Genomic DNA, 12,234 nt, shown 5'->3' on the forward strand with positions numbered 1-12,234 from the left:
TGGCGGACGGGGAGCACCACATGAACAAGCGAAACAGGATCAGGGCAAGCGGCGGCGTCGTGGCGGCAACTGCCGTGGCACTCGTCACGGTTCAGGGGTCGAGCGCCGACGCGGGAAGCGATCGGACACCCGTCGCGGAGCACACGACCGGGTGCGTCGGCACCCGGCCGGCGCACAGCCTGCCCGGCAGGGAGTCCTTCCCGCTCCGGGTGACGATCTACGCCGACAAGAGGGGCACGACACGCTACAAGAGCGTCTTCACCGGCGTGTCGGTCGACGAGCGCGGGAACGCCGTGAACGTGTACCGCATCCCGTCCAAGGCGTCCAAGGCGTCCAAGGCATTCGACGCGGACATCTGCGGCCACGCGATCAAGGGGGTGAAGGTGCGGATCCACGACACGGACGTCACCCGGCGGCAGACCTACGCCCTGGTCGACCGGGTCGGCCACGACATGGACCGCTGGGACGGCCGGTTCAAGCTGTACACGGTGGGCCCCGACGTCAACGGCTGTGTGATCTTCGGCGTCGACCGCCCGGCGAAGGCCGAGCCCGTCATCAAGAAGGCCTTCGGGAAGTTCTGGGCGAGGCACATCAAGGTGGAGCACTCGGGAGTGCCGAGGCTCGACTGACGGCAGCGACGTGCCGGGCAGGGCCCTTCGCCCTGTCCGGAACGGCTGCCGCCCTGTCCGGAACGGCTGCCGCCCTGTTCAGAACAGCTCGCGCCCCTCCCGGGGTTCGGCTTGCAGCTGCGAGGACCGCCTGCCTATCGTCGCGCGTATGCAGTCCTACACGATCGGCCAGGCCGCCCGGCTCCTCGGGGTGAGCCCCGACACCGCCCGGCGCTGGGCGGACGCCGGGCGGGTGACCACGCATCGGGACGAGAGCGGACGGCGCCTCATCGAGGGGCGCGATCTCGCCGCGTTCTCGGTGGAGCTGGCCGGCACCGGTGGTGAGGAGGGCGTCACCTCCTACACGTCCGTCCGCAACGCCTTCCCCGGCATCGTCACCGCCGTCAAACTCGGCGATGTCGCGGCCCAGGTGGAGATCCAGGCGGGACCGCACCGGCTGGTCTCCCTGCTGACCCGGGAGGCCGTCGAGGAACTGGGCCTGGAGGTCGGCGTGGAGGCCACCGCCCGGGTCAAGTCGACCAACGTGCACATCGACCGCGCCTGAGCGGCCGCCGGTTCGGAAGACCGTCGTCGAGTACGGGCGACCACCGGTTCAGGACACCGTGGCCGATCACGACGGACCGCCGCCGTGTTCAGGACACCGTCGTCGAGTACGAGTGGGCTCCCGTCCCGGCCAGCGCGCCCCCGTCGACGATCAGGTACTCGTCGCGGATCGGGGTGCCGTCCAGGAAGCACTCCAGGATCTCCCGGGTGCCCGCCGCGTAGCGGGCCTGCGCGGAGAGCGAGGAACCCGAGATGTGCGGGGTCATCCCGTGGTGCGGCATGGTGCGCCAGGGGTGGTCGGCGGGCGCCGGCTGCGGATACCAGACATCGCCCGCGTACCCGGCCAACTGCCCGCTGACCAGCGCTCGTTCGATCGCGTCCCGGTCCACGATCCGAGCCCGTGCCGTGTTGATGAGATACGCCCCGCGCTTCATCGTGGCCAGCAGCCCGTCGCCGAACATTCCCTCGGTCTCCGGGTGCAGCGGCGCGTTGATGGTGACGACGTCGCAGTGCGGGGCCATGTCGGCCGTGGTCGGATGGAAGGTGAGCCCGAGCTCCCGCTCGACGGCCTCGGGCAGCCGGTGGCGGTCCGTGTAGTGGAGCTTCACGTCGAAGGGCGCGAGCCGCCGCAGCACCGCGAGCCCGATCCGTCCGGCGGCGACCGTACCGACGTGCATGCCCTCCAGGTCGTACGAACGGGCCACGCAGTCCGCGATGTCCCAGCCGCCGTCGAGCACCACCTGGTGCGCGGGCAGGTAGTTGCGGACGAGCGAGAGCGTCATCATCACCACGTGTTCGGCGACGCTGATGCTGTTGCAGTACGTCACCTCGGCGACCGTCACCCCGTGCGCGATGGCCGCGTCGAGGTCGACGTGGTCGGAGCCGATACCGGCCGTGACCGCCAGCTTCAGGTTCTTGGCGGCCGCGATGCGCTCAGGGGTGAGGTACGCGGGCCAGAACGGCTGCGAGATGACGACGTCCGCGTCGGTCAGCTCCCGGTCGAAGACCGATCCGGTGCCGTCCTTGTCGGAGGTGACGACCAGGGTGTGACCGCGCTCCTCCAGGAAGCGGCGCAGCCCGAGTTCCCCGGTCACGCTGCCGAGCAGCCGCCCGGGGGTGAAGTCCGTTCCCTTGGGGGTGGGCGCGGTCTGGCCGCCGGGGTAGTGGTCGATGACGGGGAGGTCGTCCCTGGCGTACGTCGTCGGGTATCCGTCGGCCGGATCGTCGTACAACACGCAGAGCACCTTGGCCATGTCGCGGCTCTCCTCAACTCCGTTGTCCGTAAGGTGCTTTCACCATCCTCGGAGCCAAATGCGCTGGTCAAAGCGAACGTTGCTATGCGCTGATAGCCGCGGGCTATGAACCCGCCTCAACCCGCCTCCCCCAGATGCGCCTTCAGCAGCGAGTCCAGCGCGTCGCGCACCCCCGCCTCCCGGGCCACCTTCAACAGCGCCTGCGCCAGCACCGATTCGGGCTCGTGCCGCGCGACCACGATGCCGACCCGCGGCCCGTGCGCGGGACCCTCCAGTGGCACCACCCGCATCCCCTGCGGCACCCCGAACATGTGCAGCCAGGCGTGCGAGATCACGCTCGACCAACGGCCTCCGGGGAGCTGCGCGTACAGCCCGGCGACGGTGTCCGACTCGATCGCCGGAGCCGCCCGCGCGCCGTCCGCGGCGAAGTACTCGTCGATGATCCGGCGGTTGCGCATCCGCGGGCTCAGCAGGCACAGGGGGAGACCGGCCGCCTGCGACCAGCGGGCGGTCGCCGCGGTGGCCAGCGGACCGTCCACCGGGGTGAGCAGCACATATCGCTCCTCGTACAGCGGGAAGCGGCGTACGTGACGCAGGTCGTCGTCGTCGAGATACGTCATCGCCGCGTCCAGCTCGAACTCGGCGAGCCCGTGCGTGATCTGCGCCGACGACAGCGACTCCAGGCTGACCCGGGCCCGCGTGTGGCGCTCGCAGAACGGGGTGGTGAGCAGGGACGCGGCGGGCAGCGCGGTGGGCACGATGCCGAGGCGCAGGGTGCCGGTCAGGCCGCCGCGCAGCGCCGACAGCTCCTGGCGCAGGGCGTCCCGCTCGGCGAGGATCCGGTGCGCCCAGGCCAGTACGACCTCGCCCTCCGGGGTCAGCCCCTCGTACCGTCGGCCGCGGCGCACGATCGGCACGTCCAGCTCGTGTTCGAGCCGGCGGATCGCGGCGGACAGCGACGGCTGCGACACGAAGCAGGCCGCCGCCGCCCGCGCGAAGTGCCGCTCCCGGGCGAGCGCGACCAGATACTCCAGCTGACGCAGCAGCACGCGCCACCTCCCGTAGGCGGGCCAGGCTCCCAGACACGGGACGACCTGTCACGCCCCAGGCGAACGGACTCCCGACCGCGCCTCACGACCACGACGGGCGACGCGCGACCCCGACCGGCGGCTCACTCCCCGCGCCGCCAGGCTCGCGCTCCCGACCACCCGGTCACGGGCCCCGATCCACCCCGCCCCGCCCCGCGCCGGGCGCCGGACCCCGGCGGCCGGACTCCCGCCCCCGACCGCGCCTCACGACCACGACGGGCGACGCACGACCCCGACCGGCGGCTCACTCCCCGCGCCGCCAGGCTCGCGCTCCCGACCACCCGGTCACGGGCCCCGATCCACCCCGCCCCGCACCGGGCGCACGACCCCGGCGAACGGACTCCCGCCCCCGGCCGCCGGACTCCCGGCCCAGACCGCCCGGCCACGGGCCCGGACCCCCCGCGTCGGGCGGGCGAACTCGGACGGGACCGGACCGGCACAGGCGGTCAGCCGAAGGTCTCGTCGGACCAGGGCGGGTAACGGCCGTCCACCCGGATGGCGTTGATGCCGCTGATGTGCCGGGCCCCGCACCGGTCCTGCGGCAGGACCAGCTGCGGGCCCGCCCGGTCCAGCGGGGTGCCGTCGATGCCGACCGCGAGCAGCACCGGAGCGTGCGCGAAGTCGGGGTCGATCTCGGCCCAGGTGAGCAGTGCGTGGTGGCCGTCCGCACCCGCCACCGCGATGAGGAAGCGCAGCCGGTCCTTGCGGCGGGCCGGATCGAAGCGGGGACCGGCGTCCCGCAGCACGTCGTGCAGCAGCGGACCCTCGAAACCGTGGTGCCGCACTCCGCTGGTGGAGCACTCGAAGCTGACCCGGACCCGGTGCTGGGGCCACGCGAACAGGTCGGGCACGGTCAGCCGGGCGGGCCGGGCGAGGTCGCCGGTCAGAGCGAGTTCCGCGAGCGAGGGAGCCGGCGGCGTCGGCTGGGTCAGGGACTGGCTCACAGGGCAGCACCTCCCGGAGGACCGTACCCAGCGCGCGGTCCCGTACAAACGCACATGCGTACATCCGAAGCCCGTACGCACAGCTCATGCGATGCGACAGGAGACTTACAGCTCGCATATGCGGAAGTATGATCAGCGCATAACAGAACGTGAGCCCATGACTGAAGATCACGACGGAGGCTTCAGCGAGCCTCAGAGTTTCCGAGGGAGTAGATCCGTGATGACCCGATCCGCGCGCCGGACCCGCCGCACCACCCGGACCCTGCAGGTGGCCGGCGTCGGTGCCGCCGCGCTGCTGGCCCTGAGCGCCTGCTCCTCCTCCGACAGCAAGTCCGACTCCTCGGGCACGCCGAATTCGTCGGCCTCGGCGTCCTCCGCGCCGAAGCTCTCCGGCACCGTGACCGTGTTCGCCGCCGCGTCCCTGAAGGAGAGCTTCACGGCCCTCGGCCAGCAGTTCGAGAAGGCCCACCCGGGCACCAAGGTCACCTTCAGCTTCGGCGGCAGCGACTCCCTCGCCGCGAGCATCACGGGCGGTGCCCCGGCGGACGTCTTCGCCGCTGCCAGCCCGAAGACGATGGCGATCGTGAGCGACAAGAACGACACGGCGACCGCCCCCGCCACCTTCGTGCGCAACCAGCTGGAGATCGCCACCCTGCCCGGCAACCCGGACAAGATCGCCTCCCTGAAGGACCTCACCAAGTCCGGCCTCAAGGTTGTCCTGTGCGACAAGACGGTGCCGTGCGGTGCCGCCGCGCAGAAGGCGCTGGACGCGAGCAAGCTGAAGCTCACCCCCGCCTCCTACGAGCAGGACGTCAAGAGTGCCCTGACCAAGGTGGAGCTGAAGGAGGCCGACGCGGCGGTCGTGTACAAGACCGACGTGAAGGCCGCGGGTGACAAGGTGGAGGGCGTGGAGTTCCCCGAGTCGGCCAACGCCATCAACGACTACCCGATCGCCCTGCTCAAGGACGCGCCCAACGCGACCGCCGCCAAGGCGTTCATCGAGCTGGTGAGGTCCGCGGAAGGCCAGAAGGTGCTGACGGCGGCCGGCTTCCTCCAGCCCACGTCCTGACATCCGCCCCTGTCGACCGCGTCCGGCACCCGCCGGCGGGCAGCCACGTCCGGGCAGACAGTCCGAGCACCCGCTTCCCGCCGGCCGTGTCCGGACAGCCGCCTTCCGGCGGCATCCTGGTGCGGCGTCCCGGCGCGGCGTCCCGGCGCGGCGTCCCGGCAGCGGTCTGCGAGCGTCCGCCTGGCGACGCGGGCAGGCGCCCGCTGACATCCGCCCTTGCCTCCGACACCCGAACCCCGTCTCCTGAAGCCATGAGTGATCCCGTGACCTCGCTCGACAAGTCCGACGCCCCGGCCGACACCCTCACGGGTGGGCCGCGGCGCGGACGCGGCCGGACGCGGGGCCGGACGGGTGGCCGGGTGCGGGGCGGGGCGCCGCTTCCCCTCCTGCTGCCGGCCCTCGTCGGGCTCGCCTTCCTGCTCCTCCCGCTTCTCGCGCTGCTCGTCCGGGCGCCCTGGCGCAGCCTGCCGGAACAGCTGACCAAGCCCGAGGTCTGGCAGGCCCTCCAGCTGTCCCTGTTCTCGGCCACGGCGGCCACCGCGGTGTGCCTGGTGCTCGGGGTGCCGCTCGCCTGGCTGCTGGCGCGTACGGAGTTCCCCGGGCGCGGCCTCGTCCGGGCACTGGTCACGCTGCCGCTCGTACTGCCCCCGGTGGTGGGCGGTGTCGCGCTGCTGCTGGCCCTCGGCCGCAACGGAGTCGTCGGGAAGCTGCTCGACTCGTGGTTCGGGATCACGCTGCCCTTCACGACGGCCGGGGTGGTCGTGGCCGAGGCCTTCGTGGCGATGCCCTTCCTGGTGATCAGCGTGGAAGGCACTCTGCGGGCGGCCGACCCGCGCTACGAGGAGGCCGCCATGACGCTCGGCGCCTCGCGCTTCACCGCGTTCCGCCGGGTCACCCTGCCCCTCATCGCGCCGGGCATCGCCGCCGGTTCCGTCCTGGCCTGGGCCCGCGCACTGGGCGAGTTCGGCGCGACGATCACCTTCGCGGGCAACTTCCCGGGCCGTACCCAGACCATGCCGCTGGCCGTCTATCTGGCCCTGCAGAGCGACCCCGACGCCGCGATCGCGCTGAGCCTCGTCCTGCTCGTGGTGTCGATCGCGGTTCTCGCCGGGCTGCGGGACCGCTGGATGACGGCGGCGCCATGACGGGCATCCCTACGAGGTTCAAGCAGGACGCCGGAAGTCCGAGGGCGAGCGTCACACCGGACGTCCCTACGAAGGCGAGCGTCACACCCAACGTCCCTACGAAGGCGAGCGTCACACCCAACGTCCCTACGAAGGCGAGCGTCACACCCAACGTCCCTACGAAGGCGAGCGTCACACCGGACGTCCGTCGCTACGAGGGTGAGGTGATCGGGTCATGACCGACGCGACCCCGGCGGCCACGGCCGCGCCGTCCGACCAGGGCCTCGACGCCCGTCTCGTCGTCCAGCGCGACTCGTTCCGCCTCGACATCGAACTCACCGTCGCTCCCGGCGACGTCGTCGCGCTGCTCGGGCCCAACGGCGCGGGCAAGACCACCGCGCTGCGCGCGCTGGCCGGGCTCACCCCGCTGTCCGAGGGCGGCCGACTGCGGCTGGACGGCGCCTCCCTGGACCGTACGCCGCCCGAGTCCCGCCCCATCGGTGTCGTCTTCCAGGACTATCTGCTCTTCCCGCACCTGTCCGCGCTCGACAACGTCGCGTTCGGGCCGCGCTGTCAGGGCGTGGCCAAGGCGGAGGCGCGGGCACAGGCCGCCGTGTGGCTGGAGCGCATGGGCCTCGCCGACCACGCCGGGGCCAAGCCGCGCCGGCTCTCCGGCGGGCAGGCGCAACGGGTCGCCGTCGCGCGCGCCCTGGCCACCCGTCCCCGGCTGCTGCTGCTCGACGAACCGCTCGCCGCGCTGGACGCCCGTACGCGCCTGGACGTACGGGCCCAACTCCGGCACCACCTGGCTGACTTCGAGGCCGTCGCCGTCCTCGTGACGCACGACCCGCTGGACGCGATGGTGCTGGCCGACCGGCTCGTGGTCGTCGAGGACGGCCGGGTCGTCCAGGAGGGCAGCCCGTCGGACATCGCCCGCAGGCCACGCACCGACTACATCGCCCAGCTGGTCGGCCTCAACCTCTACCGGGGCGAGGCCGAGGGCCACACGGTACGGCTGGAGGCGGGCCCGGCGATCACCACGACCGAGAAGCTCGACGGACCCGTCTTCGTGGCCTTCCCGCCGAGCGCCGTCACGCTCCACCGCGACCGCCCCACCGGCTCCAGCGCCCGCAACCTGTGGCAGTGCCGCGTGGGTGGTCTGGAGACGCACGGCGATCAGATCCGCGCGGACCTCACCGGTGAACTCCCGCTCGCCGCCGACCTGACGACGGTCGCCGCGGCGGAGCTCGACCTGCATCCGGGTGCCGCTGTCTGGGCCACGGTGAAAGCGGCCCAGACGCACGCCTATCCGGCCTAGGTTCTGTCCGGCCTGGGTCCTGTCCGGACAGGGGCCCGTCTGCCACCAGGAGCCGACCCCCATCCGGGGCGGCCGCGGGCAGTGCTCCACGTCCGCGCGGGCCCGGCACCGTCCGCCCGGACGAGGGAACGAGACAGCCGCCGGTGCTGCTCCGCGGCAGGCAGGGCCCCGGTCCGACATGCGTGCGTCCACCGGGAGTTGGTTGAACCCCTTTCCGCCGCGTGATAGAGGCAGGGGGTGACCTCTCCTGAGACCGGGATTCCGGAACTGGCCGCCGCCCTGAACATGCAACCGCACCCGGAGGGCGGCTGGTTCGTCGAGACCTGGACCGCGCCGCAGGCCTTCCGGCCCGACGGCTACCCCGGCCCCCGCGCCGCCGCCTCCGCCATCTACTTCCTCCTCGCGCCCGGCGACACCTCCGCCTGGCACACCGTCCGCTCCGACGAACTCTGGCTGTGGCATCGCGGCGGCCCCCTCGACGTGCTGCTCGGCGGCGACGGAACAACTCCCCAGTCCACCCCGCAGGTTGTCCGCCTCGGCCCCCGCGTCGAGGCCGGGGAGCGCCCCCAGGTCCTCGTCCCCGGCGGCGTCTGGCAGTCCGCCCGCCCGGCCGGCGACGAGGAGGTTCTGGTCAGCTGCGTGGTGGCGCCCGGCTTCGACTACGAGGACTTCCACCTGCTCGACTCGGGGCGCTGAACCGCGAGTTCGGGGCCTGTGGCGGCTTTGTGACGTAGGTCGTTGGTTGCCGATCGCCCGGGTGGGGCATCACCCGAAGGCAGGGCCGACCGCGCACCGTTTCGCGCGGGTCCCGGTCGACGGGGACGGAGCCGTCGGCCGGTGCTGGTTGTCCTGGGAGGGGAAAGTGAGGTGTCAGTCATGCGTGCGCACCAGCGCACCGTCCGGCCGACCGCCCGCGTGGAGTACACACTGCCGCGTACGGCCGTCTCGGCGGGCAGGGCCCGCAAGCTGACCACGGCGTTTCTGACCCGGCCACGGCCACGGCTCGCGTCGCCGACCGCGGACCAGGTGGACGACGCCACGCTGATCGCCTCCGAGCTCGTCGCCAACGCCGTACGGTACGGCCGCAGCGGCTGCAGGCTGCGGCTGCAACTGGGGCACGGGCGGGTGACGGTCGAGGTCCACGACGACAGCCCCGGACGGCCGCAGGTCGGCGTGCTGGACGCGGATTCCGAAAGCGGCCGGGGCCTGGCCATGGTCCAGCAGCTCGCCCACAGCCTGGAGGTCGTCAGTACGGGCTTGGGCGGCAAGACCGTCCGAGCGGTCCTGGCGGTGTAGCAACCGGGCTTACGCCATCGGTGCCATCGCCATCGGACCCGCCGTCGCCATCACCATCGGGCCCGCCATCGACGTCGAGGTCGCTGCCGGCGTCCGCACCAGGTCGCCGCTCGCATCCGCATCGAGAGCGGAGAGCATCGCCCGATTCGTTCGGCGCGTTCGAACCGATGAGCCGAGTTTGGCGCCGCCGAAAGTGGGCAGGAGGCGCCGAAAAATCATCTCAATTTCAATGACCGCAAAAGACGGATGGCCGGAGCCCACACCTTGCGGTGCGGACGCCGGCCATCCGGTGTCCCAGACTAGGCGGGGACGATGTTCTCCGCCTGCGGGCCCTTCTGGCCCTGCGTGACGTCGAAGGTCACCTTCTGGCCTTCCTGGAGCTCACGGAAGCCAGAGGTGGCGATGTTCGAGTAGTGAGCGAAGACGTCGGCGCCGCCGCCATCCTGCTCGATGAAGCCGAAGCCCTTTTCCGCGTTGAACCACTTCACGGTGCCAGTAGCCATGTTCAAATTCTCCTTCGGGGCAAAGCTCGAAGGTCCACACCGTGTGGACCTGCGTCGCCGCAATGATTGCCCCAACCGGAATGCACCGGAAAAACTTTGGGAACCACAACTGCAACTGATATCGACAGTAGCACGCTAGGAGCCTCGAAGGGGGCGCACTATCTCACCCCGGCGCGGGGAATATCAAAACCTCGTGGGCCCGTGCACCAAATTCTGTATCGGCCGAAGCAGATATCCCGCAACCGGCCGAGAAACGGCCTGAGAGGGCCTCTGACGTCCCGCTCACGCATCCTGCGGTGTCGAGCCGCGCAGCTCCGCGTTGATCCGCAGAGCCTCGTCGAGACAGTCCTCCAGCGTGACGATCCGGCAGGCCGCCTCGACGGGCGTGCCCTGGTCGACGAGATCCCGGGCACGGGCCGCGACCCGCAGCTGGTTGCGGGAGTAACGACGGTGGCCGCCCTCGGAGCGCAGCGGCGTGATCAGCCCAGCCTCTCCGACGGCCCGCAGGAACGCGGGGGTGGCGCCGATCAGCTCGGCGGCGCGGCCCATCGTGTAGGCGGGGTAGTCGTCGTCGTCGAACCGGTCGGTGGGGGTCATGGTGCTTCCCTGGGGCGCGTGCATCACCTTCCACTTTGGCAGATCCCGTCCGGTACCGGCCGGGGGCACCCGGCATCGGTCCGGTGACATGGGGCATCGGCCCGGTGACATCGGCGCGCCGCACTCACCCGGACGGCCCCGTGCGCTGGTGGGAGGCCCTGGCCGGTGATGGCGTGAGGGGACACAGCCCGTCCTCGGGACCGTCCTCGGGAGGCCTTCGTATGAACCGTCCGTCCTGTCTCCTCGCGTCCGCCCTGACCGCGGGGATGCTGCTCTCGACGGCCGCCTGCTCGAACGGAGGTGACGGCGGCGGCTCCGGCCGTACGGACTCGCCCGCGTCCCCCGCCGCCTCGTCCACCGTCCCGGCCTCGCCCGTCGCCGAGGAGCCGGGCGCCGCGTCACCCTCACCCTCCGCCTCCGTCCGTACGCTCACCAAGGCCGAGGCCCAGGCGGCGCTGATCACCAACTCCGACCTGGGGTCGCAGTGGGACGAGTCGAAGGGCGTGGCGGCCTGGCACGACGCGCTGCTCAAGAGCAAGGTCGACGAGGCGGACTTCGTCACCGACAAGGCGAACGCCAAGCAGTGCCAGAAACTGCTGGACGGTCTGTACTCCGAGAACCTGCTGGGCAAGCCGCAGGGGGCGAGTGCCGTCACCGGCTTCGACGACAGCGACAACGACGCCCAGATGCGCTACGAGGTCGCCTCGTACGGGAAGAGCTCGCTGGACACGCAGCTGAAGTGGCTGAACACGCTGCCGGACATCTGCGACCAGTTCACGGCCGTCAACGGCAAGGGCGACAAACAGACCGTCCAGGTCGTCTCGACGCATCTGCCCGACGTGGGGGACGCCCGCCAGGGCCTCCAGGTGACGATGAGCGGTGAGCTGGAGGGCGACCCCGAGACCCTGAAGCTCGACTTCGCCGCCGTGCGGGTCGGCGACAGCGCCCTCTCCCTCACCAGCGGCGGCCTCTCCGGCACCGAACACCAATCCACCGAACAGGCGGTCGAAGCGGGCACGAACCGCTTGGAGGACGTCCTGGCGGGAAAGTCGCCCGCCCCGACACAGGGCTGAACACAGGGCTTGGGCCCGCGGCGGAGAGCATGTGGCGTGCGTCACACATGACAACGGGAAGGCGCCGCTGCGGGCTGCCCGCGCGGCTGCGACTTCATCCGCAGCGTCGACGACTCCGTCGACCGTTTCCACAACCGGGTTGTGGCCATCTCGACCCACGCGCACCGCGGCCCCGGCAACCTGTGGTGGGGCTGCCGCGGGCTGAGGTGGCGGGCCGGGGTGTTACGTCAGTGCGTGCGAGTCAGAGCCGGTCCATCCGGGTGTAGGGGCTCAGGACGCGGACCTGGCGGGCGCCGAAGTCGACGAGCATCGCGATGCCCTCTTCGACGCCGACGATCGTGCCCAGGCCGTACTGGTCGTGGGAGACACGGTCTCCGAGGCTGAACTCCTTGGCCACGGGGACGACGGGTGCGGCGAAGGGGCTGGTGGGCAGGTGGCGCCGGGGCGCGGAGGATTTACTCATCGTGATTCCAGTATGGGCCCTATTCCGGCGGACGGTAGGGCTTGATGGTCTCGATCCCGCTCCGACTCGACGTCCCGGACCGCTCCGGAACGCGGTGGGCGGGGACCCCGGTGTGCGGTCCCTGCCCGGTCGGCCGCGCGTTCCCTGAGGTCAGCCGACGGGGCGGCGGTTCCACGATCTTTCCGGTGCGCGAAGCCGTCCACCGGGCGAGCCTGTTGTGCACCGGACAGGCCGCGACGGCGGGTCCTCGGCCTCCCGGACCCGCCGTCGCGGGGCGCCGATACGACGGCCTCCTCGGGGGGCGTACGCCGGCACGCTCCCGGTCGGCCCGCCC

The 12,234-nt window shown here is 71.6% G+C and carries 14 protein-coding genes; 8 read left to right on the plus strand and 6 right to left on the minus strand.

The genetic code is table 11. The features are described from left to right. The first annotated feature begins 20 nt into the window (after positions 1–20). The gene (locus ACFYR3_RS04225; protein WP_389281401.1) at positions 21–629 is read left to right on the plus strand and encodes a hypothetical protein; all 609 of its coding nucleotides are present in this window, start codon (positions 21–23) and stop codon (positions 627–629) included. Between the two features lie 148 nt (positions 630–777). Continuing rightward, positions 778–1,173 carry a helix-turn-helix transcriptional regulator gene (locus ACFYR3_RS04230; protein ID WP_355846588.1) on the plus strand — a complete coding sequence of 132 codons (396 nt, stop codon included), beginning with the start codon at positions 778–780 and terminating at the stop codon, positions 1,171–1,173. Positions 1,174–1,261: 88 nt separating this feature from the next. Here ACFYR3_RS04230 and ACFYR3_RS04235 read toward each other — a convergent pair whose 3' ends face one another. From ACFYR3_RS04235 to ACFYR3_RS04245, 3 genes are all read right to left on the minus strand, one after another. After that, positions 1,262–2,425 (minus strand): NAD-dependent formate dehydrogenase, encoded by a 1,164-nt coding sequence (locus ACFYR3_RS04235; RefSeq protein WP_355846591.1) that lies wholly within the window; start codon positions 2,423–2,425, stop codon positions 1,262–1,264. 116 nt (positions 2,426–2,541) lie between these two features. Next, positions 2,542–3,474 (minus strand): LysR family transcriptional regulator, encoded by a 933-nt coding sequence (locus ACFYR3_RS04240; protein ID WP_356783783.1) that lies wholly within the window; start codon positions 3,472–3,474, stop codon positions 2,542–2,544. Between the two features lie 485 nt (positions 3,475–3,959). Next, on the minus strand, positions 3,960–4,457 hold the full coding sequence (locus tag ACFYR3_RS04245) for a molybdopterin-dependent oxidoreductase (RefSeq protein ID WP_356783782.1): 498 nt from the start codon (positions 4,455–4,457) through the stop codon (positions 3,960–3,962). Between the two features lie 220 nt (positions 4,458–4,677). Between ACFYR3_RS04245 and modA the strand changes: the two genes are divergently transcribed. The 5 genes from modA to ACFYR3_RS04270 all read left to right on the plus strand — a co-directional run bounded on the left by modA (position 4,678) and on the right by ACFYR3_RS04270 (position 9,264). Next, entirely contained in the window at positions 4,678–5,526 is an 849-nt protein-coding gene (modA, locus tag ACFYR3_RS04250) for a molybdate ABC transporter substrate-binding protein (protein WP_389281404.1), read from the plus strand. A gap of 251 nt (positions 5,527–5,777) precedes the next feature. Beyond that, positions 5,778–6,671 carry an ABC transporter permease gene (locus ACFYR3_RS04255; RefSeq protein WP_356783780.1) on the plus strand — a complete coding sequence of 298 codons (894 nt, stop codon included), beginning with the start codon at positions 5,778–5,780 and terminating at the stop codon, positions 6,669–6,671. Positions 6,672–6,885: 214 nt separating this feature from the next. Further along, a complete protein-coding gene (locus tag ACFYR3_RS04260; protein ID WP_389281407.1) occupies positions 6,886–7,968 on the plus strand; it encodes an ABC transporter ATP-binding protein in 1,083 nt (360 codons plus the stop codon). A gap of 237 nt (positions 7,969–8,205) precedes the next feature. Next, positions 8,206–8,664: a cupin domain-containing protein gene (locus tag ACFYR3_RS04265; protein ID WP_355846609.1), complete on the plus strand. Its 459-nt coding sequence runs from the start codon at positions 8,206–8,208 to the stop codon at positions 8,662–8,664. 180 nt (positions 8,665–8,844) lie between these two features. Beyond that, entirely contained in the window at positions 8,845–9,264 is a 420-nt protein-coding gene (locus ACFYR3_RS04270; protein WP_355846612.1) for an ATP-binding protein, read from the plus strand. Positions 9,265–9,563: 299 nt separating this feature from the next. Here the strand turns inward: ACFYR3_RS04270 and ACFYR3_RS04275 are convergent, their stop codons facing one another. Then, positions 9,564–9,767 carry a cold-shock protein gene (locus ACFYR3_RS04275; protein ID WP_020871138.1) on the minus strand — a complete coding sequence of 68 codons (204 nt, stop codon included), beginning with the start codon at positions 9,765–9,767 and terminating at the stop codon, positions 9,564–9,566. Positions 9,768–10,049: 282 nt separating this feature from the next. Next, positions 10,050–10,364: a MerR family transcriptional regulator gene (locus tag ACFYR3_RS04280; RefSeq protein ID WP_355846618.1), complete on the minus strand. Its 315-nt coding sequence runs from the start codon at positions 10,362–10,364 to the stop codon at positions 10,050–10,052. 221 nt (positions 10,365–10,585) lie between these two features. On the opposite strand from ACFYR3_RS04280, the gene ACFYR3_RS04285 reads away from it, so the two are divergent. Next, positions 10,586–11,437 carry a hypothetical protein gene (locus ACFYR3_RS04285; protein ID WP_355846621.1) on the plus strand — a complete coding sequence of 284 codons (852 nt, stop codon included), beginning with the start codon at positions 10,586–10,588 and terminating at the stop codon, positions 11,435–11,437. A gap of 241 nt (positions 11,438–11,678) precedes the next feature. Here the strand turns inward: ACFYR3_RS04285 and ACFYR3_RS04290 are convergent, their stop codons facing one another. Beyond that, the gene (locus ACFYR3_RS04290) at positions 11,679–11,900 is read right to left on the minus strand and encodes a hypothetical protein (RefSeq protein WP_037614735.1); all 222 of its coding nucleotides are present in this window, start codon (positions 11,898–11,900) and stop codon (positions 11,679–11,681) included. Positions 11,901–12,234 lie beyond the last annotated feature (334 nt).

Origin of the sequence: Streptomyces sp. NPDC005784 (assembly GCF_042871525.1) — a bacterium.
Classification (GTDB): domain Bacteria; phylum Actinomycetota; class Actinomycetes; order Streptomycetales; family Streptomycetaceae; genus Streptomyces.